The 24624-nt window shown below is 76.0% G+C and carries 14 protein-coding genes; 11 read left to right on the forward strand and 3 right to left on the reverse strand.

Annotated elements, in window-relative coordinates:
• Positions 1–60 precede the first annotated feature (60 nt).
• The 6 genes from ACIQWR_RS36800 (at position 61) to ACIQWR_RS36825 (ending at position 6162) form a co-directional block, all read left to right on the forward strand.
• Positions 61–1251: an oxygenase MpaB family protein gene (locus ACIQWR_RS36800; protein ID WP_404019001.1), complete on the forward strand. Its 1191-nt coding sequence runs from the start codon at positions 61–63 to the stop codon at positions 1249–1251.
• A 91-nt stretch (positions 1252–1342) separates the two neighbouring features.
• Positions 1343–1915: an ECF RNA polymerase sigma factor SigK gene (sigK, locus tag ACIQWR_RS36805; RefSeq protein WP_404019004.1), complete on the forward strand. Its 573-nt coding sequence runs from the start codon at positions 1343–1345 to the stop codon at positions 1913–1915.
• A complete protein-coding gene (locus ACIQWR_RS36810; RefSeq protein WP_404019007.1) occupies positions 1912–2742 on the forward strand; it encodes an anti-sigma factor domain-containing protein in 831 nt (276 codons plus the stop codon). Before sigK ends, ACIQWR_RS36810 begins: the two co-directional genes overlap by 4 nt.
• A gap of 129 nt (positions 2743–2871) precedes the next feature.
• Positions 2872–4476: a molybdopterin-dependent oxidoreductase gene (locus ACIQWR_RS36815; protein WP_404019010.1), complete on the forward strand. Its 1605-nt coding sequence runs from the start codon at positions 2872–2874 to the stop codon at positions 4474–4476.
• Positions 4477–4616: 140 nt separating this feature from the next.
• The gene (locus tag ACIQWR_RS36820) at positions 4617–5684 is read left to right on the forward strand and encodes an alpha/beta hydrolase (RefSeq protein WP_404019012.1); all 1068 of its coding nucleotides are present in this window, start codon (positions 4617–4619) and stop codon (positions 5682–5684) included.
• 160 nt (positions 5685–5844) lie between these two features.
• Complete coding sequence (locus ACIQWR_RS36825; RefSeq protein WP_404019014.1) at positions 5845–6162, forward strand: hypothetical protein; 318 nt, start codon at positions 5845–5847, stop codon at positions 6160–6162.
• Between the two features lie 71 nt (positions 6163–6233).
• Here the strand turns inward: ACIQWR_RS36825 and ACIQWR_RS36830 are convergent, their stop codons facing one another.
• Together ACIQWR_RS36830 and ACIQWR_RS36835 are read right to left on the reverse strand one after the other, a co-directional pair.
• Positions 6234–7481 (reverse strand): putative Ig domain-containing protein, encoded by a 1248-nt coding sequence (locus ACIQWR_RS36830; RefSeq protein WP_404019017.1) that lies wholly within the window; start codon positions 7479–7481, stop codon positions 6234–6236.
• A gap of 119 nt (positions 7482–7600) precedes the next feature.
• Positions 7601–8494, reverse strand: a complete 894-nt coding sequence (locus tag ACIQWR_RS36835; protein WP_404019020.1) for a LysR family transcriptional regulator — start codon at positions 8492–8494, stop codon at positions 7601–7603.
• A gap of 657 nt (positions 8495–9151) precedes the next feature.
• Here ACIQWR_RS36835 and ACIQWR_RS36840 point away from each other — a divergent pair.
• Genes ACIQWR_RS36840 through ACIQWR_RS36860 form a run of 5 tightly spaced genes read left to right on the forward strand, consistent with a single transcriptional unit; the run spans position 9152 to position 23313 of the window.
• A complete protein-coding gene (locus ACIQWR_RS36840) occupies positions 9152–16126 on the forward strand; it encodes an SDR family NAD(P)-dependent oxidoreductase (protein WP_404019023.1) in 6975 nt (2324 codons plus the stop codon).
• Positions 16119–20840, forward strand: coding sequence for a beta-ketoacyl synthase N-terminal-like domain-containing protein (locus tag ACIQWR_RS36845; protein ID WP_404019026.1), 4722 nt, complete (start codon positions 16119–16121; stop codon positions 20838–20840). Before ACIQWR_RS36840 ends, ACIQWR_RS36845 begins: the two co-directional genes overlap by 8 nt.
• Positions 20830–21222 carry an acyl carrier protein gene (locus tag ACIQWR_RS36850; protein WP_404019028.1) on the forward strand — a complete coding sequence of 131 codons (393 nt, stop codon included), beginning with the start codon at positions 20830–20832 and terminating at the stop codon, positions 21220–21222. Before ACIQWR_RS36845 ends, ACIQWR_RS36850 begins: the two co-directional genes overlap by 11 nt.
• Positions 21223–21229: 7 nt before the next feature.
• Positions 21230–22051: an alpha/beta fold hydrolase gene (locus ACIQWR_RS36855; RefSeq protein ID WP_404019030.1), complete on the forward strand. Its 822-nt coding sequence runs from the start codon at positions 21230–21232 to the stop codon at positions 22049–22051.
• Positions 22048–23313: a glycosyltransferase gene (locus tag ACIQWR_RS36860; protein WP_404019033.1), complete on the forward strand. Its 1266-nt coding sequence runs from the start codon at positions 22048–22050 to the stop codon at positions 23311–23313. The genes ACIQWR_RS36855 and ACIQWR_RS36860 overlap by 4 nt, the downstream gene beginning before the upstream one ends.
• A 51-nt stretch (positions 23314–23364) precedes the next feature.
• Here ACIQWR_RS36860 and ACIQWR_RS36865 read toward each other — a convergent pair whose 3' ends face one another.
• The gene (locus ACIQWR_RS36865) at positions 23365–24567 is read right to left on the reverse strand and encodes an RNA-guided endonuclease InsQ/TnpB family protein (RefSeq protein WP_404019037.1); all 1203 of its coding nucleotides are present in this window, start codon (positions 24565–24567) and stop codon (positions 23365–23367) included.
• Between the last annotated feature and the right edge of the window lie 57 nt (positions 24568–24624).

Below are 24624 nucleotides of genomic sequence, written 5' to 3' on the forward strand. Positions count from 1 at the left end.
CCCGGGGCGTCCCCGCGCGTCCCCGCCCGCCCCTCCCCCGTACCGAAGAGAAGGACTCACGTGAACGCGAACACCACCGCTCCACCCCGCGCCCGTTACGACGACGCCGTCCTCGACGCCCTGCGCGAGCAGGGGGATCCGCTCGCCGACGAGACCGTCGCCGCGATGTTCGAGCGCAAGGAGGTGGGGGACCTCAACACGCTGATGCGGTTCTTCTCCACCACCGGGGACAAGCTGCCCGAGAAGCTCCCGGCCGCCGCCGCCGCGTACTTCGAGGCGACCGCCATGCCCCCCAGCTGGGTGGACTGGGACGTGATGGAGCAGGCGCGGCTGTTCTTCATGGACAACGCGGCCCACATCAACACCGGCCTGTCCTTCGCGGCGATGCCCGCCACCTACGCGATCCCCCGGCTGTCGCGGCTGCTGTCCTCGACGCACTCGCTCTCCTACCCCTCCCGACGGATGGCGAACACGGGCCAGTTCGTCACCTACCTCATGCAGACCAACTCCTTCGCCGAGGGCAGCAAGTTCATCCCGGCCGCCCAGAAGGTGCGGCTGCTGCACGCGGCGGTCCGCCACCACCTGCGCAGCGGCGGCCACTGGGACGTCGCCCGGGACGGCCTGCCCATCTGCCAGGAGGACATGATCGGGGGACAGATCTGCTTCTCGATCCTGGTCCTCGACGCCATGCACCGGCTCGGGGTGCACATGAGCGAGGACGGCGCCGACGCCTACTTCTACGCCTGGCGGGTCGTGGCGTACATGCTCGGCTGCGACATGTCGGCCGTCCCGGAGAACCTCACCGAGGCCCGCGCCTACTGCGACCTGTACCTGCTGCGCAACCTCGGCCCCTCCCCCGAGGGCGTCGCGCTCAACGCCCAGCTGATGCGGATGTACGAGGACGTGGTCCCGGGCACGCTCTTCGACCCGATGGTGCCGGCCACCGTCCGGTTCCTGGTCGGGGACACCATCGCCGACTGGCTGGAGATCCCGCGCAGCGGCTGGGACACGGCGGCGAAGGCCGTGCCCGTCGTCCTCGGACTGCTGGAGACCATCGAGGACAGCAGCCCGTACGCGGAGTGGGCGCTCGACAAGGCGGGCTCCCTGCTCGCCGGGTTCGAACTGACCTCGCTGACCCGGGGGCGCGTCATGCACCACGCGATCCCGGCGGAGCTGAAGACCGAGTACGACGTGCGGTCGCCGCGCACCGGCCGCTGGGTCCCGCCGCCGCCGACCTCCGTCGGCCTGTAGCGGGCCACCCCCAGTCGGTCCCCGTCCGTCCCGGCCGAACTCCGGGCGGTGTCGACGGGTACGGCCCGCCGTACGGTGGCAGGATCGCCCCGTGGAAGACGTGCTGCGCGCCGACGGGGCCCTGTCCGCCCTCCTCGGACGGGTCGCCGAGGGTGACGAGGCCGCCTTCGTCTCGGTCTACGAGGCGGTCAGCGGCTCCGTCCTGGGCCTGGCCCGCGCGGTGCTGCGCGACCGGGCCCAGGCCGAGGAAGTGGCCCAGGAGGTGCTGGTCGAGGTCTGGCGCACCGCCGGGCGCTACCGCAGTGACCGGGGCGGCGCGATGGCCTGGATCCTCACGATGGCCCACCGCCGGGCCGTGGACCGGGTCCGCTCCGCGCAGGCCGCCGCCGACCGGGACCGCCGGGCGGCCCGCCTGGAGACCGCGCTGCCGGCCTTCGACGAGGTCAGCGAGGCGGTGCAGGACCGGCTGGAGCAGGACCGGGTGCGCCGCTGTCTGGCCGCGCTCACCGAGTTGCAGCGCCAGTCGATCACCTTGGCGTACTACCGCGGGCTCACCTGCCGCGAGGTGTCCGACGCGCTGTCGGTGCCCTTGGGTACCGTCAAGACACGGCTGCGCGACGGACTGCTGCGGCTGCGGGGCTGCCTGGGGGTGAGCGGGGAATGAGCACGGACGGGACCGCCTCGGGCCGCGCGGACGCGGCCGGGCACGAGGACCCGCACGGGGCGAGCGGCGCGTACGTCCTGCACGCGCTCGACCCGGCGGAGCGCGCCGCCTTCGAGGCGCACCTGGAGACCTGCCCGGCCTGCGCGCGAGAGGTGCGGGAGCTGTCCGGGACGGCGGCCCGGCTCGCCCTCGCCGTCGCCGTCCCCCCGCCCCCGGAGCTGCGCGAGGCCGTGCTGCGGCGCATCCGGGCCGAGGGTCCCCCCGTACGGACCCCCGCCCCCGGGTCGGCGTCCGCGCCCGGAGCGCCCCCCGGCCCCGCGCACCGCAGGGCACCGGGCCGAACGACCGGGTGGACCCGGTGGGCGCTGGCCGCGTGCCTCGTGGCGGCGGCCGGGCTCGGCGGGCTGGCGCTGTGGCAGTACCAGCGGGCGGACGACGCCGTGCGGGCGGCCCGGACCGCGCAGGCCCGGGCCGCCGACCTGGCCGGGATCCTGTCCGCACCGGACGCCCGGCTGGCCACGGGCCGGCTCGCCCCCGGCGGCGCCACCGGGACGGTGGTGCTCTCGCGGGAGCGGGACCGGGCGGCCTTCGTCGCCGCGGGCATGACGACCCCGCCCGCGGGCCGGGTCTACCAGCTCTGGTTCGCCGATCCGGCCGGGTCGATGCGCCCGGCGGGGCTGATGGACCCGGCCCGGCCCGACGCCCCGGCCCTGCTGGCGGGCCCGGTGGGCGCGGCCACGGGTGTCGGTGTCACCCTGGAACCGGCGGGCGGTTCGCCCGCCCCGACCTCGCCGCCCCTGATGGTGCTGGCCTTCCCGGCCGCCTGAGCGGTCGACTGGAGGGCCGCCGGAGAGCCTCCGGAGAGCCGGTTCCGGCCGGGCGGTGCGGGCGCGGCACCGGTGTGCGGTCGTCGGGTGTGCGGTCGTCGCACCAAACCGGGCGGGCGGTGGCTCCGAATGACCCGTGTGAAGGCGGTCGGACAGCGACGGCAACGCGTCTACGGCGCCCTCGGCGGTGTGGTCGCCGGCTACGCGGGGCTGAGCCTGTCGGAACTGGCCGCGGCGGCCGTGCGGCCCGAATCGGGCCCGGTCACCGCGGTCGGGGGCGCGCTGGTCGACCGCACTCCGGCCGCCGTCAAGGACTGGGCGGTCCGCCAGTTCGGCACAGCGGACAAGACCGTGCTGCTGCTGGGGGTGCTCGCCGTCCTGGCGCTGGTGGCCGCCGCGGCCGGGGTCCTCGCGCTGCGGCGGCGCGCCGCCGGGGCCGCCGTCGTGTGCGGCTTCGCCGCCGTCGGGGCGGTGGCCGCGCTGAGCCGACCCGAGGCGACCTGGCAGGACGCGCTGCCCTCGCTGGCGGGCGGGGCCGCCGCGATGTGGGTGCTGTACCTCCTGACCGGCGCGCTGACCCGCCCGACGGGCCGCCCGCCGGCGCCCGGCTCCGGCGCGGACCGGGAGCCGGCGCGGGGGCTGGACCGGCGGGGCTTCGGCCGGATCGCCGCCGCCGCGCTGGCCGGGTCGGCCGCGGCCGGGTACGCGGGCCGGCGGCTGACCGCCCACGGCTCGGCCGGCGCGACCGCCTCCCGGGCCGGGCTGCGGCTGCCGCCGCCCGCACGGCCCGCGCCGCCGGTGCCGGCCGGCGCCGACGTGGGTGTCCCCGGGGTGTCGGCGTTCCTCACCCCCGTGGCCGACTTCTACCGGGTGGACACCGCCCTGGTGGTCCCCCGGATCGACGCCGACGGCTGGCGCCTCGACATCCACGGGGACGGGGTCACCCGGCCCCTCAGCCTCGACCTGCGGGAGCTGCTGGCCCGACCGCTGGTCGAGCACGACGTCACGCTCACGTGCGTGTCCAACGAGGTCGGCGGACCGTACGCGGGAAACGCCCGCTGGCTCGGCGTGCGCCTCGCCGACCTGCTGCGCGAGGCCGGGGTCCGGCCGCCCTCCCGGGGCGGTCCGGCCGACCAGCTGGTGGCCCGTTCGGTGGACGGCATGACCCTCGGCACCCCCGTCGAGACCGTCATGGACGGCCGGGAGGCGCTGCTGGCCGTGGGGATGAACGGCGCGCCGCTCCCCTTCCGGCACGGGTTCCCCGTGCGGATGGTCGTACCGGGCCTGTACGGGTACGTCTCGGCCTGCAAGTGGCTGCGCGAGCTGCGGCTGACCACCTTCGACGCCTACGACGCGTACTGGGTGCGCCGTTCCTGGGCGGCCCGGGCCCCGATCAAGACCCAGTCGCGCATCGACACCCCGCGCCCCTCGGCCGAGCCCCGCGCGGGCCGGGTGCCGGTGGCCGGGGTGGCGTGGGCGCAGCACCGCGGGATCGCGCGGGTCGAGGTCCGGGTCGACGGCGGCGCGTGGCAGGAGGCCCGGCTCGGGGCCGAGGACGGCACGGACACCTGGCGCCAGTGGGTGTGGGAGTGGCCGGCCACCGCGGGCCGCCACACCTTGGAGGTCCGCGCGACGGACCGGTCGGGCGCCGTCCAGCCGGGGCTGCGCTCCGACACGGTCCCGGACGGGGCGACCGGCTGGCACGCGGTGGAGGTCCGGGTGCGCCCCGCCTGAGGGCCGTCCGCGCCCCGCGAACGACCGCCCTGGTCCCGCGCGCCCGCCGCGCCGGGGGCGCCCGCCCGTCGTAAATTGGCGGGACAGGCGCGTCGCACCGCGGTCGGGCGGGCGCGTCACGCACGTCAGGAGCCGATGCCGTGGAGCTGACCAGCACGTCGTTCCTCGTCACGCTGGTCGTCGTCACGGCGCTCGCCATGCTGGCCGCACTGCTGCTGTGGAACCGCGTCCCCGGCCCGGCCTGGGTGCGGTGGCCCGCGCGGTTGCTGATGCTGGGGCTCTGCCAGCTGACCGCCATCTGCGTGGTGGCCACCTGGATCAACGGCAGCTACGGGCTCTACGCCTCCTGGGACGACCTGCTCGGCACCGAGAACGGCCAGGGCTCCGCCACGATGACCGGGCCGCCGCCGGGGCGCGCCAAGTTCACGCTGGGCTCGGACGGCACCCGCAGCACCTACTTCCGGGGCACCCACTCCAAGCTGGCCGGCCAGGTGATCGTGTGGACTCCCCCGGAGTACGACGCCCCGGGCGCGGAGAAGACCCGCTTCCCGGTGCTGACGCTGCTGCACGGCTTCCCCGGAACGCCCCGGTCGTGGTTCGAGGCGGGGTCCATGCCGGGCGCCCTGGAACAGCTGGTCCAGCTGGGCGCGGCGCACCCGTTCATCCTGGTGGTGCCGGAGATGTATCCGGGCGGGGTGAACACGGACTGCAGCGACACCCCGGGGCACAAGGTCGCCACCTGGCTCGCGGACGACGTCCCGGCGCTGGTCGCGCGCAACTTCCGGACCCTGCCCGAGCCCAAGGGGTGGGGCCTGATGGGCTACTCGACGGGTGCGTTCTGCGCCGCGAAACTGCCCTTGCAGTACCCGAAGGTGTTCGCCGCGGGCGCCGCCCTGGATCCGGACCCGCTGACCGGGGATCCGGAAGTGCTCACGGACCCCGTGCTGCGGGAGCGCAACAGCCCGCTGTGGCTCGTACGGCACGCGCCGAAGGCGGACGTCGGACTCTTTCTCGCCACTTCGGCGCAGGACAAGGACAGTCCTCCGCAGCAGTTGGACGACTTCGTCAAGGCGGCGGCGGGCACCGGGGTCCGGGTCAGGACACTGGTCCGCCCGGCGGGCGGTCACAACTTCCAGACCTGGGCCGGGATGTATCCGGACGCCCTCGGCTGGCTGAGCACGGAGCTCTCCCCGCCGGGCGGCGGTTGAGCCGTCGGGAGCGCGGGCGGGGCGTCCGCTAGGCCGCTCGATGATCGCCGGAACTGATCGCTGCACTTGATTCAACTCCCTTGAACGACAAGCCCGTTCGGCTAGCGTGTGGCCGCGGCAGCCGATCGGCGGCCGGACTTCGATACGGGAGACCCCCCACATGTCGTTCATACGCAAGGCCGCCGTCGTGGCCGCTTCCATGATCGCCGCGACGGCGGCCGCCGTGATGCCGGCGAGCGCCGCGACCGCCGCGAGCCCTGGGTGCGAAGTCCAGGTGTCCTCCAACCAGCACATGGCACAGACCAGGTGTTACGACATCGGGTACACGCACTACGCCGTCAGGGTCACCGTCTGCGACGGGCGGGCCTGCGCGGAGCGCACGGGCCCCTGGCGGAAGACGAACAGCGGCGAGTGGTCCAGGCTTGAGGACAATGCCACCTGGATCTTGGAGGGCAAAGTCGTCTACGCCAACAAGTAGCCGTCGCGCCAGGGCCGTACGTCGCGGTACCGGGATTCCGGCGGATCCCGGTGCCGCGGCCGCGTTCCGCCTCAGAACCAGTTGATGGTGAGGGGGAAGGTGGTGGTGGCGTTGGTGGGGGTGGTGTCGGTGGCGGTGATGGTGATCTGGGTGGTTCCGCTGCTCCAGGGTTTGCCGGTGATGCGGCCGGTGGTGGTGTCGAGGGTGAGGCCGAAGGGCAGGCCGGTGGCGCTCCAGCGGATCGGGGTGCGGCCGCCGGTGGCGGTCAGTTGGAGGGTGCAGATCTGGTTGAACTTGCAGGTCTGCGGGCCCGGGTCGGTGACCTTGAGGTCACCGGAGGTCGGGGTAGGGGTCGGCGTGGGAGTGGGAGTAGGGGTCGGCGTCGGCGTCGGCGTGGTGCCGCAGCCCGGGGCGGCTTCGGGCGGGAGCGGGACGCGCCAGATCTGGGGGTCGTTCTCCGAGCCCACGAGCAGGGTCGAGCAGTCGGCGTACGTCACGGTCTCGCCCTGGGACTGCGCGGGGAGCGGGACGTCCGCGAGCTTGGCCCCCGTGGAGGCGTCGTACACGGAGGCGGTGTCGGCGCCCAACGGCCCGCCGCTGCGCAGTGCGTAGGACGCGCCGGAGGGTGAGAACGCGCCATCCGTGGCGAACACGGGGCCGGGCCGTACCGGGGTGAGGGTGTTCACCTGACCGGGCCGGGGCGGCAGGGGCGCCTTGTACAACTGGCCCGCTGCTCCGAAGAGTTTGCTGGCGACGTACAGCTGCCCGGTGAGCGGGTCGGCCAGCAGGGACTCCGCGTCGTGTCTGCCGTCGGAGTAGGTGAAGCGGTAACTGACCGGTGTCACCTCGGCGTTCACGAGCCGGTCGGGCTCGGGGAAGCTGTGGACGGTGATCTCCGACCGGCCGGAGAAGTTGTCCCCGATGTCACCGACGAGGAGCACGGGGGCGCCCGTCGCGTCCCTGCCGAGGGCCAGGGCCTCCCAGTCGGTGTTGGGCACGCCGGAGACGGTCAAGGTGGCCTTGAGCTGCCCGGTGGCCGTGGAGCAGTCGACGGCGAAGACCTGGTTGGTGTTCCCGCTGTCGTTGACGGCGTAGAGGATGCCGGGGTGCTTGTGGCTGGCGGCGAGGCCGCTCAGTTCGGTGAGCCCGCCCGGCATGACGCACTTCTTCTCGGGCGCGGACGCCGGCGCCGCGGCGGGGGCGGCGGCGGACGGGGCGGGACGGTCGGCGCCGGCCGCCCAGGCCACCGTGGGCAGGACCGTCGCGAGGGCCGCCGTCGCCAGCGCGGCCGCCCAGGGGGATGTGAGGAGTCGAGGCATGCGCTCAATGTGACGGCCCGTCACTCAGCGGGCCAGGGCGGTCCGCCCACTGTTTGAGCATGGTTCGATGCCGACCGGGCATGGCGCGCCCGCCACGACCGGGCTCGCGGCGCCCGGCGTCAGCGGGCCGGCTCCCGCACCGGCGCCTTGTGTCGCGCGTGGGCGATGAACGCCCGGGCCGCCCGGCTGAGCGGCCGCCGCGCGTGCGCGATGCCGACGGGCCGCAGCAACGGCGGCGTGAAGGACCGGACCTCGGCCCGGTGCCCGAAGGCCCGCGCCACCACGTCCCGGTACCAGATCAGGGAGCCGCGCCCGTCCGTCACGCCGGTCACCCAGGCCAGCCGCTCGTCGACCTCCAGGCAGGGCACGGGACGGACGCCGAGGCAACTGAACATGGCCTCCATCTCGGTGCGCCGACCCGTCCCCGGCGACGGCAGGACCATCTCCAGCCCGTCGAGCACCCGGAACGGCAACGGATCGGGGAGCCGGGAGCCCGGCGGGGAGATCAGCACCACCTCGCGCTCCTGGATGTGGTGGGTCGTCAGTTCCTTGTCCACCGGCAGGTCGACCAGGGCCAGCTCGGCCCGCCCTTCGAGGAGTTCCCGGGTCAGCACCTCGCGGCTGTCGTACTGCTGGAGCCGCACGTCGATGCCCGGGTGCCGTTCGGTGAAGGCGGGGACCAGGTCGGCGGCCAGGTCCAGGGCCAGCGTGGGGGTGGCGACGACCACGAGGGTGGCCCGGGCGCCGCCGGTGGTGGCGGCGCCGATGTCGTCGATCGCTTCGACGGCGTCGAGCACGGTCCGGGCGAGCCGCACGACCCGGGCCCCTTCGGGGGTGAGGTCCACCCCCCGCCCCCGGCGGGCGAGCAACTCCACCCCCAGGTCCCGCTCCATGGCCTGGACGGCCCGGGAGAGCGCGGACTGGGCGACGAAGACCGAGGCCGCGGCGCTGGTGATGGAGCGGCAGTCCGCGACGGCGACCAAGTAGCGAAGCTGCGCGAGTGTGGGGGTCATGACCGGACGGTAACCGCGCGATGACCCAGGTGTAAGGGGCTACGGGGTGAACAACTTCCCGCCCCCGCACCGCTGTCATACCCGGTCGGCGACAAGACGTACCGCCGCGGCATGACTCGCGCCGGGCCGGTGGGGCGAGCCGCGCACCGCCGCGTCCCGCTCCCTCGGACGAACGTGCAGGCCAGCATGGTGCCAGCGGCCGGATCCCGGCCCAACGGCGCGCTCCGGCGCGGCGGTCCGGAAATCGACGGGTGCGAAAGCCCCTCCTCCGCATGCCCGTTGACAGTGCAGGACGCCGACCGCACGATGCATCGCGGCGCCAGGGAATGTGACCACCGTTCAAGCCCGCCGGGTCCGTGGCGGGTCGCCCGCAACCGCGTACGTCCGAACCCCGTACGTCCGAACCGCGGTCACCCCGTACCGCGGACGCCCGAACCGTGGCCGGCGCGGCCCGCCCCGCACCCCGCCACCCGGCGGCCCCGGTCCGTGGCCCCGGTCCGTGGGGTGCCCGGTCCGTGGGACCGGTCCGTGTCGCCGTCCGTGCGCCCCGGGCGCCCGATGCCGACCGTACTGCCGTGCCGCGTCACGCCAGCGTCACCACGCACTGCGACATGTCACACAGCACTGATTCTGTCCCCCACCGGAAGAGGAACGCCCGTGACCCCCCAGGCCGCTCCGTCCGCCGCCACCCGTGACCTGGTGGTCGCCCTCAGCCCCTTCGAGGAGCCCAACCAGCGGATCGTGACCGCCGCCGAGCGGGCCGGGGCGCTCGGCCTCCTCGACCTCGGCCGGGACCCCGCCGCGGCCCGGCGCGCCTTCACCGAGCTGGCCCGCCTGCTGGGTCGCCCGTACGGGGTCCGGGTGCCCCACGGCTGCCCCCTCGGCCCCGCCGACCTGCCCGCCGAAGTGGACACCGTGCTGCTGGCGGACCCGCGGACGGCGCCGGGCGGCTGGGCCGTGGCCGGGCGGCGGGTCTGGGCGGAGGTCACCGGACACGGGGAGGCCGTGGCCGCGGTCGCCGCGGGGGCGGTCGCGCTCGTGGCCAGGGGGCACGAGTCGGGCGGCCGGGTCGGCGGCTCCACCACCTTCGTGCTGCTCCAGCACCTGCTCGGTGAGCCGCGGATCACGGTTCCCGTACTGGCCTGCGGCGGGATCGGCCCGCACACCGCGGCCGCCGCCGTCGCGGGCGGGGCCGCCGGCGTGGTGCTCGACGCACAACTCGCCCTGACCACCGAGGGCGAGGCGGCCCTGCCCGCCGACGTGTGCGACGCGCTGCGGGCGATGGACGCCTCCCAGACCCGGCTCACCGACGGCCACCGGGTGTACGCGCGACCCGACCTGCCGCTGCCCGAGGGGCCTCCCGCGCTCCTCCTCGGGGCCCGCGGCCTCGCGCGGCAGCTGCTGCCCGTCGGCCAGGACGGAGCCTTCGCCGCCCGGCTCGCGGCGCGCCACCGCACCACGGGCGGGGTGCTCCAGGCCGTCCGGGCCACCGTCCTGGAACGGCCGGCGACGGCGGCGCGCTGCGCACCCCTGCGCCCGCGCCCCGACGGCCACCACCTCCCCGTCGCCCAGGGGCCGATGACCCGGGTCAGCGACCAGGCGGCCTTCGCCGAGGCCGTGGCGGACGGGGGCGGGGTGCCGTACCTGGCGCTCGCGGTGATGGCGGGCGCGGACGTACGCCGCCTGCTGGCCGAGACCGCCGACCGGCTGGCCGGTCGCCCCTGGGGCGTCGGGCTGCTCGGTTTCGCCCCGCCCGAGCTGCGCCGGGAGCAACTGGCCGCGGTGGCCGACGTACGCCCTCCGTACGCGATCGTCGCAGGCGGCAGTCCGGCGCAGGCCGCTCCGCTGGAGGCGGCGGGGATCGCCACCCACCTGCACGTGCCCTCGCCCGCGCTGCTGGAGCGCTACCTCGCCGAGGGGGCCCGGCGCTTCGTCTTCGAAGGGCTGGAGTGCGGCGGGCACGTGGGGCCGCGCGCCTCCTTCCCGCTGTGGGAGGAGCAGCTGGAGCTGCTGCTCGCGGACGGCGAACCGGGCTCCCTGGACGTGCTGTTCGCGGGCGGGATCCATGACGCCCGGTCCGCGGCGATGGCGGCCGCCGCGGCGGCGCCGCTCGTGGAGCGCGGCGCCCGGTTCGGGGTGCTGATGGGCACGGCGTACCTGTTCACCGAGGAGGCCGTCGCGGCGGGCGCGGTCCTGCCCGGATTCCAGCGGGCCGCCCTGGAGTGCGTGGACACCGTCCTGCTGCACACCGCGCCGGGCCACGCCACGCGCTGCGCGCCCACCCCGTACGCCGGGGCCTTCGCGAGCACCCGGCGGCGACTGGAGCGGGAGGGGGCCGAGCCGCGTCGGGTGTGGGAGGAGCTGGAACGGCTCAATCTCGGCCGGCTGCGGATCGCCAGCAAGGGTCTGGGGCACCCGGCGGGCGGGGCGGCTCCGGAGCCGGTCGGCGAGGAACAGCAGTGGGCCGAGGGGCTGTTCATGCTCGGCCAGGCGGCGACCCTGCGCAGCGGCACCACGACGGTGGCCGCACTGCACCGCGAAGTGACCGCGGATGCCTCGGAGTTGCTTGAGGAGCGGGCCCGGCAGTTCGCGCGGGTCGCGGAGCCGGGCGGGGACGGCGGGGCGGCCGATCCGCTGGACGTCGCGATCGTGGGGATGGCCTGCGCCTATCCGGGTGCGCTCGACCTCGACGCCTATTGGGCCCAGGTGCTCGCCGGGACGGACGCGGTGACGGAGGTCCCGGCCGGGCGGTGGGACCCGGAGCTGTACTACGACGCCGACCCCGCCCGGGCCGGGGAGCGCACGCCGTCCCGCTGGGGCGGCTTCCTCCCGGCGCTGCCCTTCGACGCGCTCGCGCACGGCATCGCGCCCGCCTCGCTGTCCGGGATCGAGCCGGTGCAGCTGCTGGCCCTGGAGATCTCCGCGCGGGCCCTGGCGGACGCGGGCTACGGCGCGGGGCGCGCCTTCGACCGGGCGCGCACGTCGGTGGTCTTCGGCGCGGAGGCCGGTACGGAGCTGGCGGGGGCCTACGGGTTGCGCGCCCTGCACCCCGCCTATCTGGGCGCACTGCCGCCCGAGCTGGACGAGCAGCTGCCGCGGCTGACGGAGGACTCCTTCCCCGGTGTCCTCGCCAATGTGATCGCGGGGCGGGTCGCGAACCGGCTCGACCTCGGGGGCGCGAACTGCACGGTCGACGCCGCCTGCGCCTCCTCGCTCGCCGCCCTCGACCTCGCCTGCCGTCAACTGCGCGACGGGGACAGCGACATGGTGCTGTGCGGCGGTGCGGACGTGCACAACGGGATCAACGACTACCTGATGTTCGCCTCCGTGCGGGCACTGTCCCCCGGCGGGCGCTGCCGGCCCTTCGACGCGGGCGCCGACGGGATCGCGCTCGGCGAGGGCGTCGGCGCGCTGGCGCTCAAGCGGCTGGCGGACGCGGAGCGGGACGGCGACCGGGTGTACGCCGTGATCAAGTCGGTGGGCGCGTCCAGCGACGGCCGCTCCCTCGGCCTGACCGCGCCCCGCCCGGAGGGGCAGCGCCGGGCCCTGGAGCGGGCGTACGCGCGGGCCGGCGTCACTCCGGCCGAGGTGGGGCTCGTGGAGGCGCACGGCACCGGCACGGTGGTGGGCGACAGTACCGAACTGGCCGTGCTCAGCGAGGTGTTCACCGATGCGGGAGCGCGGGCCGGCGGGTGCACGCTGGGGTCGGTCAAATCACAGATAGGGCACACCAAGTGTGCGGCGGGGCTGGCCGGGCTGATCAAGGCCGCCTGGGCGGTGCACACGGGCGTGCGGCCGCCGACCGCGCTCCTGGAGACGCCGAACCCGGCCTGGCAGGGCGCGTCGAGCCCGTTCCGCTTCGACACCGAGGCCCGGCCGTGGCCGGTACCGGTGGAGCGGCGGTTCGCGGGGGTCAGCGCCTTCGGCTTCGGGGGTACCAACTACCACGCGGTGTTGGCCGGTTACCCGGGGGCACATGAGCCGCGGCACGCGGTGGCGGCCTGGCCCGTGGAGCTGTTCTGCTTCCGGGGCGCGGACCGCCGGGCCGCCGGGCGGGCGATGGCCCGGCTCGCCGCCCGGCTGGAGGAGAACGAGGGCGCCGGGCGGCCGTGGGCGCTGCGGGACCTGGCGGCGGAGGCGGGGCGCGACTCCGGTCCGGTGCGGGTGGCCGTGCTCGCGAGCGGGCTTCGGGAGCTGGCGGACCGGCTGGAGCGGGCGCGCGCCTTCACCGCGGGCGAGGGGGTGTACGTCCGGCCGGAGGGGACCGACCCCGGGCGGGTCGCCTTCCTCTTCCCCGGCCAGGGCAGTCAGCGGCCCGGCATGCTGGGCGACCTCTTCGTGGCGTTCCCGGCGCTGCGCGGGCTGCTGGACCGGGCTCCCGCGGCGGTCACGTCGGCGATGTTCCCGCCGACCGCCTTCACCGGGCCGGGCCGCACCGGCCTGCGGGACGCGGTGACCGACACCCGGATCGCGCAGCCCGCCCTCGGGCTGGCCGGGGCGGCGGCGCACCTGCTGCTCGCGGAGCTCGGCGTACGGCCCGACTGCGTGGCGGGGCACTCGTACGGCGAGCTGACGGCCCTGTGGGCGGCCGGCGCCTACGACACGGACGGCCTGCTGCGGCTGAGCGCGCGCCGGGCCCGGGCGATCCTCGACGCGGCCGGGGCGGATCCCGGGGCGATGGCCGCCGTGGCGGGCGCGCCCGAGGAGGTCCGGGCGATCGCGGAGCGGGCGGGCTGCGTGGTGGCCAACCACAACGCGCCCCGCCAGTGCGTGGTGTCGGGCCCGACGGCCGCGGTGGACACGGCGGTGCGGGAGCTGCGGGCCGCGGGGCTCTCGGCCCGACCGCTGCCGGTGGCCTGCGCCTTCCACAGCCCGGTGGTCGCCGGGGCCGCGGACGCCCTCGCCGCCGAACTGGCCGCCGTGGAAGTGACCGACCCCGCCGTGCCGGTCTGGTCGAACGCCACCGCGCGCCCGTATCCGGCGGGGGCGGACGCCGTGCGGGAGGAGCTGGCCCGTCAACTGGCCCGTCCGGTGCGGTTCGTGGAGCAGATCGAGGCGATGTACGCGGCGGGCGTGCGGACCTTCGTGGAGGCCGGGCCCGGGCGGGTGCTGAGCGCGCTGGTGGAGAAGATCCTCGGTCCCGAACGCCCGTGCACGGTGGTCCCGTTGGAGGTGCCCGGCGAGCACGGCCTGGTCCGGCTGGTCACCGCGCTGGCGGAACTCGTCGCCGCGGGGGTGCCGGTGGCGCCGGACGCGCTGTGGCGGGGGCGGACCGCCGCCCTGCCGGAGCGGGCTCCGCGCCGGCCGGGCTGGCTGGTGGACGGCCACCTGGTCCGCACGGTCGACGGCGAACCGGTGGCGGGCGGCCTGCGACCGGCGCGCCGGGTGACCCCTCCCCCGGCGGCCGAGCTGCCCGGGCCGGCGGGGAGCGACGCCGGCGCCCGGGAAGCGGCGGTACTGGCGTACCTGAACGGCACCCGGGAACTGGTCGCGGCCCAACGGGACGTCCTGCTCGGCTTCCTGGGTGCGGGGGCGGGGGCGAGTGCGAGTGCGGCCACGGGTGCGATGGTCCCGGCCGCCCCCACCGCCTCGGATTCCGTGGCCGCGGCGGCCGTGCCGGTGGCCGCGGCGGACCCGGCCGCCCCCACCGTCGTGACGGCCGCCGGGGTGATGGAGGTGGTCCTCGACATCGTCCACCGGCGGACCGGCTACCCGCTGGACATGCTGGACCCGGAACTCGACCTGGAGGCGGACCTGTCCGTGGACTCCATCAAGCGCGTCGAGATCATCGGCGCCCTGGCCGACCGGATCGGACTCCCCCGCACCGCCGACGGCTCGACGGAGTCCGCCGTCGAGGAGCTGGCCCGGATCAAGACCCTGCGCGGCATCGTGGAATGGATCACGACCCGCCGCGCCGCGGACCCCGACCGGGCACCGACCGAGGGGACCGACCCCGCCCGGGGCGCGCCGCGGGAGCGGTCGACGCGGACGGCGGACCGACCGCCGGAGCCGGTACGGTACCGGGTCCGCGTGCGACGGATGACGCCGGCCGTGGTGCCCGCCGAGCCGACCCGGCCCGCGGTCGACGACCTGGCCGGACAGCGGTACGCCGTGGTCGGGGACGGCCAGGGCGTGGCCCTGGCACTGACCGCCCTCCTGCGCGCCCGCGGCGCGGAGGTCCACGGCCTGCCCGACCGCCCGGAGGCACCGGCCCCGGTGACCCCGACGGGCGCGCCGGACGGGCTGGACCGGCCGGATGCGGCGGGCGGCTCGGACGGCTCGGGCGGCTCGGGCGGCTTCGATGGGATGGTGGATCTCAGTGCCCTGCGGGGCGGGGCCGAGGCGGTGCTGCCCGGGAGGTTCGCGGCGATTCGGCGGGCGCTGATCGGCGGGGTGCCGCGGCTGCTGTTGGTCAGCGGGGGCGGAGGGAGGTTCGGGCACCGGGCGGGCGGCGCCGCCGATCCGACCGCCGGGGCGGGGCTGCACGGCTTCGCGCGCAGTGCGGCCCTGGAGTACCCGGGCGTGCTGCTGCGCGCGGTGGACGTCGACCCGAAGGACCGTCCCGACCGGCTCGCGGCCCGGCTGCTCGCCGAACTCGGTTCCCCCGGCGGTCCGGTGTCCGTGGGGTACGGCGCCGACGGGGCCCGGGTATGCCTGCGTGCGGTCCCGGCGGACCTCGCCCCCGACACCGACCCCGACCCCGACCTCGCCCCCGGCTCCGACTCCGACCGGCCGCCATTGGGCCCGGACTGCGTGGTGCTGCTGACCGGCGGCGCCCGCGGGATCACGGCGCGCGCGGCCCTCGCGCTGGCCCGTACCACCGGCTGCCACGTCGAGCTGCTCGGGCGCAGCGCCGAACCGGGGCCCGAGGAGGCCGCGTTCGCCCAGGCGCACGACCGGGTCGCGCTCCGCGCGGCGCTGATCTCCGCGGGGCTGCGCAGGCCCGCCGAGATCGAGGCGGCCGCCTCGCGCATCCTCGCCGAGCGCGAGGTCCGCGCCACGCTGCGCGCCCTCGACGGGTCCGCCGCCTCGGTGCGCTACCACCGTGCGGACGTCACCGACGAGAGCGCGGTGCGGGCCGTCGTGGCCGACGTACGCGCCCGGCACGGCCGGCTCGACGGCATCGTCCACGGCGCCGGCAGGCTGCGCGACGCGCTGCTGGCCGACAAGGAACCGGACGCCTTCGCCGAGGTGTTCACGACGAAGGTGGCCGGGGCCCGGCACCTGGCGGCCGCGGCCGCCGAGCACGGCCCGACCCCGCCCCCCTCGTTCCTCGTCCTGTTCGCCAGCGTCGCCGGCGCCTTCGGCAGCCGCGGCCAGTGCGACTACGCCGCCGCGAACGACGCCCTGGACGGCTTCGCCCACACCTGGGCGGACACCTTCCCCGGCCGGGTGCTGGCGATCGACTGGGGGCCCTGGGCCGCCGCATCGGGCGGCATGGTCACGCCCGAGCTGGAGCGCGACTACGCCCGGCGCGGCATCCCGCTGATCGGCCCCGAGGAGGGGACGCGGGCCTTCCTCGCCGAGATCGCGCGCCTCACCGGGCCCGCCGGACGGGCGGACGCGGAGCGGGACGCGCAGGTGGTCCTGATGGCCGACGCGGAGCCGGGCCAGGTGGACGGCCGTGGCTGAGCCGCGCCGCGGACCCCGCCCGACGGACGCCGCGATCGTCGGCATGGGCGCCGTCTTCCCCGGGTCCGCCGACCTGTCCGCCTACCGCCGCAACCTGTTCGCCGGTACGGACGCCATCGGCGACGTGCCCCCGGACCGCTGGGACCCGGAGGTCTACTACGACCCGTCGGGCGCCGAGGGGCCCGCGGTCGGCGACCGGTTCTACTGCCGCCGCGGCGGCTTCGTGGACGGGCTGGCGACCTTCGACCCGACCCGGTTCGGCATCATGCCCGCCACCGTCGAGGGCGCCGAGCCCGACCAGTTGCTCGCCCTGCACGCGACGGCCGAGGCGATCGCGGACGCGGGCGGGGACGACCGGCTGCCCGCCGACCGGTCCCGGATCGGGATGGTGCTCGGGCGCGGCGGCTTCATGGGGGTCGCCACCGCACGGCTCGACCAACGCGTGCGCACCGCGCACCAGTTGGCGCAGACGCTGCGCGAGCTGGCGCCCGACCTCGGCGAGCGGCGGATCGCCGAGGTGCGCGCCGCCTTCCAGGACGCCCTGGGCCCGGAGCGCCCGGACGCCTCCATCGGGCTCGTCCCCAGCTTCACCGCGGCCCGGACGGCGAACCGGCTGGACTTCCGCGGACCCGCCTACACCCTGGACGCCGCCTGCGCCTCCTCGCTGCTGGCGGTGGACCAGGCCGTGGCGCTGCTGGCGGGCGGGCGGTGCGATCTGGTGGTCGCGGGCGCCGCCCACCACTGCCACATCGCCACGCTGTGGAGCGTGTTCACCCAGCTGCGCGCGCTGAGCCCGAGCGAGCGGATCCGCCCCTTCGACCGCCGGGCGGACGGCACCCTGCTGTCGGAGGGCACCGGGGTGGTCCTGCTGAAGCGGCTGGCGGACGCGGAGCGGGACGGCGACCGGATCTACGCCGTGGTCCGCGGCACCGGGGTGGCCGGGGACGGCCGGGCCGCGAGCCTGATGAGCCCGCTGGTCGAGGGGCAGGTACGGGCGTTGGAACGGGCCTGGCGGGAGGCCGGACTGGACCCGCTGGCCGCCGACGCGGTCGGCCTGCTGGAGGCGCACGGCACCGGCACCCCGGTGGGTGACGCCGCGGAACTCGACACCCTGGCGCGGGTGTTCGGGCCGCCCGCGGCCGGGCGGCGGCCGGTGGGGCTCGGCTCGGTGAAGTCGATGCTCGGGCACACCATGCAGTCCTCGGGCATGGCGGGCCTGATCAAGGCGGCGCTCGCGGTGCACGAGGGGGTGCTGCCACCGACCCTGCACCTGGAGGAGCCGCACGAGGCCCTCGCGCGCACCCGGATGCGCCCGGTGACGGCGGCCGAGCCGTGGGAGCGGGGCACGGCACCCCGCCGGGCGGGCGTGAACGCCTTCGGCTTCGGCGGGATCAACGCGCACGTGGTGCTGGAGGAGGCCCCGGGGGCGGGAGCCACCCGGCGCGCGGTTCCCGGGCGCCGGTTCCTGCCGCTCGGCGCGGGACCCGGCGCAGGCGGGTCGGGGGGCACATCGAACACCGGCGCGCGGGACGGCGTGCTCCTGCTGGGCGCGAGCACCCCGGAGCGGCTGGCGGAGCTCCTCGCGGAGGCGACCCGGTCCGGTGGGGCCCTGGACGGGGACCGGGGCGCGGGCGCGGGCCCGCACGAGGGCCCGCACGCGGGCGCGGGATCGGGCGCGGGATCGGGCGCGGACCAGGGGGGTCCGTACCGCCTCGCCGTGCTGGGACCGACCCCGCAGCGGCTCGCGCTGGCCGCGAAGGTGCTGGCGCGGGGTCGGGCCTGGCGCGGTCGCGGCGACGTGTGGTTCACCCCCGAGCCGCTGCTGGCCGGGTCCCGCGACGGCGCGCCCCGCGGCCGGGTGGCCTTCCTCTTCCCCGGCCTGGAACCGGAGTTCACGCCCGTCCTCGACGACGTGGCGGACCTGTTCGCGCTGGAGCGGCCCCGGCTCGGCCGGGGCGGCGAGCTGATCGAACGGGCCCTCGACGCCATCGCCACCGGCCGCTTCTTCGCCCGCGTCCTGCCGGAACTGGGCATCGAGGCCGATGTGTTGGCGGGCCACAGCCTGGGCGAATGGGCGGCGATGGTGGCCGCCGGGATGTATCCGCAGCAGGCCGTGGACGGCTTCCTCGGCTCGCTGCGGCCCGGCTCGCTCACCGTCCCCGACCTCGTGTACGCCGCCCTCGGCTGCGGGGCGCAGCGGGCCGGGGCGGCCCTGCACGGTGCGGACCGGGTGGTGGTCAGCCACGACAACTGCCCGCACCAGTCGGTGATCTGCGGAGACCCCGTGCAGGTCGCCGCCGTGCTGGAGCGACTGGCCCGGGAGGGGGTGCTCGGTCAGGAGCTGCCGTTCCGGTCCGGGTTCCACACCCCGATGTGGGAGCCGTACCTCGGGCAGGTGCGCGCCGCCTTCGACCGGCTCCCGTTGACGCCCGCCACCGTACCGGTGTGGTCGGCGACCACCGGGGCGCCCTTCCCGCAGGCGCCGGGCGAGGTGCGCGAGTTGGTGGTGCGGCACCTCCTGGAGCCGGTCGACTTCCGGACCCTGACCCTGCGGCTGTACGAGGAGGCGGGGGTACGGGCCTTCGTGGCCATGGGCCCGGGCAGCCTGCCGGGGTTCGTCGAGGACACCCTGCGCGACCGGCCCCACCTGGCGGTCGCGACCTCGGCCCCGCGGCTGACGGGCACGGCGGCGCTGCGCCGCACGGCCGCCGCGCTCTGGGCGGAGGGATCGGCCCCGCGCTGGGAGCGGCTCGCCGGGCCGGCGACCGAGCCGCCGAACGGGCCACCGGGGGAACCGGTCGCCCGACCCGCTCCCCCACCCGCCGCCGCGCGGCCGGCCCGGCCCGCGGTGCCGCTGGACCTCGGTTCGCCGCTGGTCCGGCTCGGTGGCGCGGCCCGCGGGCTGCTGGCCCCGGCGGCCGGCGCGGAGACCACCCGCGCGGCGGACCCCGCCCCGCCCGGGCCCGTGCGCCCCTCGGCGGACGCGACACCCGCCCCGGCCCTGCTGTCCGCCCTGGACGCGGTCCTCGACGAGGCCCGCGCGGCCGCCCGGTCGGTCACCGAGGCCTGGCGCCCACCGACGCCCGGGTCGCGGCCGCGGGCGGCCGCCTCCCTCACGCTCTCCCTGGAGACGCTGCCGTACGTCCGGGACCACTGCGTCTACGAGCAGCCCGCCGGCTGGCCCGTGGACTCCGACCGCTTCCCCGTCGTCCCCATGACCACCATGCTGGAGCTCGCGGCCGACGCGGCCCTGCGCACCGCGCCCGCCGGCAGCGTGGTGCTCGGCTACGAGGACGTGCGGGCCCTGCGCTGGCTGGCCGTCGAGCCGGCCGTCCGGATCGAGGTCGGCGTGCGGTCGGACGGGCCCGGCCGGGTCCGCGTCACCCTCGGCGACGGCGCCGTGCTGACCGTGCTGCTCGGCACGCGGTACGACCGCCCGCCCGCCCCGCGGGAGCCCGGCGGGCCCCGGCCGCTCACCGACGAGCAGCCGGCCCCGGTGAGCGCGCGGGCGCTCTACCGCGACCGGTGGATGTTCCACGGGCCGGGGTTCGCCGGGGTGCACGAGGTCGGCGCGGTGGCCGCGGACGGCATCCGGGGCGTGCTGCGCGCGCTCCCCGCCCCCGGCGCGTTGCTCGACGCCGCCGGACAGCTCTTCGGCCACTGGATGCAACTGCGGCTCCCGGTGGACCGGTTGGTCTTCCCCGCCACCATCGAGCGGATCCGCTTCTACGGCCCCCCGCCCGCCCCCGGCACCCTCGTCGAGGCGGTCGCCCGGGTCCGTGAGGTCCGCGACCTGACCGTGCTCGGCGACGTCGAGCTGCGGTGCCCGACCGCCGGTGCCGGGGGCGGCGGCCGGGCCTGGGACGCCACCCGCGGCGCCCTGTGGGCCCGGATCGAGGGGTGGACGTACCGTCGCTTCGCCGCCGACGAGCGGGTGTGGCCGATGAAGTTCACCCCGGAGGTGTGCGGGATCGGCGAACCCCAGCCCGGTGGCTGGTGCGCGGCCCGGCGCCGCTGGACCGACCCCGCCTCGCAGGAGCTGGTCATGCGCCGCTACCTCGGCGCGGCCGAACGCGCCGTCTACGAGGGGCTCGCGCCGCGGGCCCGCGCCCCCTGGCTGTTGGGGCGGATCGCCGCCAAGGACGCGCTGCGCCGGCTCCTGTGGGACGGCGGGGCGGGTCCCGTGTTCCCGGTCGAGGTGCCCGTCGGCAACGACGCGCACGGCCGGCCGGTGCCCGGGGGGCCGCTCGCCGCCGGGGTGCACCTCTCGCTCGCGCACAAGGACCGGCTCGCCGTCGCCCTCGCGCACCCCACCGGCCCCGTCGGCATCGACGTGGAGACGGTGAGCACCGACCCCGCCGCCCTGCTCCGGATCGCGTTCGGGCCCGAGGAGGAGGGGCTGGCACGGCAGTTGGCGGAGCGGGACGGCGTCGGTGCGGCGACCGCGCTCACCGCGCTGTGGTGCGCCAAGGAGGCGGCGGCCAAGGCGGCGGGCACCGGGCTGGGCGGCCGGCCGCGCGCGTGGCGGGTGACCTCGCTGGAGCCCGACGGACTGCGGGTGCTGGCCCCGGACGGGCGCGCCCGGCTCGTACGCACCGCGGTACTGCCCGCCCCGAGCGGCCCGCCCCTCGATCACATCGTGGCGTGGACCACGCCCCCGACCGGATCCCCCCGTCCCCCCGCCCACCCAACGGAGTTCAGCCATGGCATCTGACGCCCCCGTCCCCGCTCCCGGCCGCACCCTCCCTGCCGCTCCCGGCGCGGCCCCTGCCCACGCCCGGATCCTCGCCGAGATCACCGGCATGCTCGTGGAGATCGTCGGCGACGAGTTCCTGCTGGCGGAAGAGGTCTCGATGGGCACCACCTTGAACGACGACCTGGCCCTGGAGAGCATCGAGTTCGTCGCCCTCGCCGAGCAGCTCCACGAGCGCTACGGCGCCGACGTCGACCTGATGGGCTTCCTCGCCGAGAAGGACATGGAGGCCATCCTCGCCCTGTCCCTGGGCGACCTCGTCACGCACATCGGGCGCGTCGCGCACCGCTCGCCCGCCGGATCCGGCGGGGCCGCCGCCGCACGCACCGTCACGGCCGGCTGAGGCCGCCGTGGCACACGTCCTCGCCGACGCCGTCGACTTCCACGTCCAGCGACTGCCCGCCGCCGCGGGCTCCGACGACGCGGACCGGCCCGTGGTCGTCTTCCTGCACGGGCTGGTCGTCGACAACCTCTCCTCCTTCTACTGCCCGCTCGCCGTGCCCGTCGCCCGCTCCGGCCACGAGGTGGTCCTCTACGACCTGCGCGGCCACGGCCGCACCGGGCGGCCGACCTCGGGGTACGACAGCGGTACGGCCGTGCGCGACCTGGTCGCCCTGCTCGGCGCCCTCGGCCTGGCGCACCGATCCGTCCACCTGGTCGGCAACAGCTACGGCGGCACGCTCGCCGTGCACGCCGCGCTCGCCAGACCCGACCTCGTCGCGGGTCTCACCCTGCTCGAACCGCCGCTGAGCGGCGCCTGGGTGGAGAACATGGTGGACACGCTGTCGGCCGCCGCGCTGAGCCTGGAGGACAGCGACGTGCCCGCCCAGCTGCGGGCGCTGCGGCTGCGCAAGGCGGCCGCCCTCACCTCGATCGCCGATGAACTCCTCAACCGCACCACGCTGATCGACGACGTCGCGGCGGGGCGGGTGTTCACCCCGGCCGACTACGCGCGACTGCGCTGCCCGGTGCTCGCGGTCTGCGGCGAGCACTCCGAACTAGTCCCGGGTGTCATCGAGTTGGCCGAGCACGCGACGGGTCCCTGCTGCGTCGAGATCCTGCCGGGCCTCGGGCACGACGTGCTCAAGGAGAGCAGCGGGGCCCTGCGCAAGTCCGTACTCGCCCACCTCGACGAGGTCGCGGCGCTCCGGACGGGAGCCCTGGTCCGATGAGGGTGCTCTTCGTGGTTCCGCCGCTGGCGGGGCACGTCAATCCGACGGCCGCCGTCGGCGCCGAGCTCGCGGCCCGCGGGCACGAGGTCGCCTGGACGGGGCCGGGCGCGGCGCTGGCCGCCCTGTTGCCCGACCACGCCCGCGTCCTGCCCGCCGGGGACGCGGTCCCGTCCGGGTCGGGCTCCGCGGGCGGGGGCGGGTACGCCGATCTGCACGAGCGCTGGCGCGACCTGCGCGGGGTCGGCGCGCTGCGCTTCCTCTGGGAGGAGGCCCTGGTGCCGTTGGCCCAGGCGATGGCGCCGGGGGTGACGCGGGCGGTCCGCGACTTCCGGCCGGACCTGCTGGTCGCCGACCAACAAGCGCTGGCCGGACCGGTGGTGGCGCACCGCCTCGGCGTGCCCTGGGTCACCTCGGCCAGTACGTCGGCCGAGTTCGCCCGCCCCTTCGAGGGGTTCCCACGGGTCGGGGAGTGGGTGGCGCAACAGATCGCGGGCCTACTGGCCGAGCTGGGGGCCGGCTCCGGGACGGGCGGGGGCGCCCATGGCGGCGACGGGGCGACGGGCTGGGACCCGCCCTTCTCGGACCGGCTCGTCCTGGTCTTCTCCACACCGGAACTCGTCGGTGCGCAGGGTGGTTTCCCCGCGCACTACGCCTTCGTCGGGCCGGCCTTCGGGGCGCGTCCGGCCGGGCCCGACTTCCCCTGGCGGCGACTCGATCCGGACCGGCGGCGCGTCCTGGTGTCCCTCGGGACGCTCAACGGCGCCGCGGGCGCCCGGTTCTACGCCGCCGTGCTGGGCGCGGCCGAGCGGCTGGGCGGCTCGGTGCAGCTGGTCCTGGCCGCGCCCGCCGACCTGGTGGGACGACTGCCCGGGCAGGCGCGTCCACAAGCTGCCGACGGGGCCTTGCCCTTCGACACCGTGCTGCTCCAGGAGCGGGTCCCGCAGCTGGAGTTGCTGCCGCACCTGGACGCGGTGATCTGCCACGCGGGACACAACACCGTCTGCGAGGCCCTCGCGCACGGACTGCCCCTGGTGGTCGCGCCGATCCGGGACGACCAGCCGATCGTGGCCCGCCAGGTCACCGACGCGGGCGCCGGGGTACGGGTGCGGTTCGGCCGGGCCCGGGCCGAGGAAGTGCGCGACGCGCTGACGGCCGTGCTGGACGAACCCGGCCCGCGCCGGGCCGCCCGGCGCATCCAGGCCTCCTTCGCCGCGGCGGGCGGAGCCGCCGCCGCGGCCGACCGGTTGGAGAAGACGCTTTGACATCCTCCCCTCCCTGAAGGGAGGGGATTCCTAGCTCACTTCGCCTGACACCTAGCAGGTGGCGGGGCTTACAAGATCAGCACCAGCCGGGTTGAGACCAGCCCGGACGAGCATTACGCGGGCGGAGTTCTTGTCCCTGGGGGACACGGTTCCGCAGGCAGTGCACGTATATGTTCTCTCGGAGAGGGGGAGGCGGTGCTTGGCTCTCGCTCCGCACTGTGCGCAGTCCATGGTGGTGTGCGCGGGGTGGACCAGGTGGACGGTGCGGCCGTGCTTTCGGGCCATTTCGACCAGGATGGTCTTGACGACGCCGATCGCGGCGTCGGCGGCCTTGCGGGCCATGGTGGACTGGGCGAGGAACTTCGGCTTGAAGTCTTCGACGGCCAGGGTGTCGTGGTCGCGGACCACGGTCTTGGCCCATTTGCGTCCGGTGTCCTGGCGTTGCCGGGCGATCTTCTTCGAGACCTTCGCCGCCGCGCGGCGGGCCTTCTTGTATCCGGCGGTGTCGGGCCGGTTCTTCGGGGTCCGGCGGCGGGTCATCTGCCGCTGATAGCGGGCGAGTTTCGCGGCGGCTGTCTTGCCGTGCTGCGGGTGGGGCAGATCGTGGGTGTCGCTGGTGGTGGTCGCGGTCTCCTTGACTCCCCAGTCAATGCCGATCACACGGCCGGTGGCGGGCAGCGGCTCCAGGGCGGTGGGAACAACGAAGCTCGCATACCAGTGTCCGAGGCTGTCCCGGTACACCCGCACCGACGTGGGCGCGGACGGCAGTTCACGCGACCACATGATTGTCAGCACGATGCCACCGGCCAGGTGCAGACGCCCGTCCCGGATACGGAATCCGCGCTGCGTGTAGTTCAGCGACGGGGCGGCCTCGCGCTTCCGCTTGATGCGGGGCATCCCGGCCCGCTGCCGCATCGGCAGCTTCGCCTTGATGTCCTTGAGTGCCGTGGCCCGGGACTTCGCGAAGTCCCGGATGATCTGCTGCTGCGGAACCGAAGCGCCCTCACGCAGCCAGTTCATCGCGGCACGGGCCTCGGTCAGCATTTTGTCCAGCTGGGTCGGCCCGCACGTGATCTTCTCGTCGGCGGTGTTGTTCAGGCGGTGGACCTTGCGGGACATCGCGACCGACTCGTTCCACACCCAACGGCACCGCGCCCACTCCCCTTCCAGGGCTATGAGCGCGGTGGACGACACGCGCATCCGGTAGGTGTACCGGGCATGCCCGGCCCCCTCGGCCATCGCTGTCGTCGTCATGATGCTGAAACTATCCGACCCCACTGACAACGAATGAAAGTGCAGGTCAGCAGATGC

The organism is Streptomyces sp. NPDC098789 (assembly GCF_044759975.1).
Taxonomy (GTDB): domain Bacteria; phylum Actinomycetota; class Actinomycetes; order Streptomycetales; family Streptomycetaceae; genus Streptomyces.

Bases quoted from the DNA above. Each gene is read 5' to 3' on its own strand.
- ACIQWR_RS36830 (WP_404019017.1), bottom strand. From the start codon at position 7,481: ATGCCTCGACTCCTCACATCCCCCTGGGCGGCCGCGCTGGCGACGGCG.
- ACIQWR_RS36810 (WP_404019007.1), top strand. From the start codon at position 1,912: ATGAGCACGGACGGGACCGCCTCGGGCCGCGCGGACGCGGCCGGGCAC.
- ACIQWR_RS36825 (WP_404019014.1), top strand. From the start codon at position 5,845: ATGTCGTTCATACGCAAGGCCGCCGTCGTGGCCGCTTCCATGATCGCC.
- ACIQWR_RS36815 (WP_404019010.1), top strand. From the start codon at position 2,872: ATGACCCGTGTGAAGGCGGTCGGACAGCGACGGCAACGCGTCTACGGC.
- ACIQWR_RS36835 (WP_404019020.1), bottom strand. From the start codon at position 8,494: ATGACCCCCACACTCGCGCAGCTTCGCTACTTGGTCGCCGTCGCGGAC.
- ACIQWR_RS36865 (WP_404019037.1), bottom strand. From the start codon at position 24,567: ATGACGACGACAGCGATGGCCGAGGGGGCCGGGCATGCCCGGTACACC.
- ACIQWR_RS36850 (WP_404019028.1), top strand. From the start codon at position 20,830: ATGGCATCTGACGCCCCCGTCCCCGCTCCCGGCCGCACCCTCCCTGCC.
- ACIQWR_RS36860 (WP_404019033.1), top strand. From the start codon at position 22,048: ATGAGGGTGCTCTTCGTGGTTCCGCCGCTGGCGGGGCACGTCAATCCG.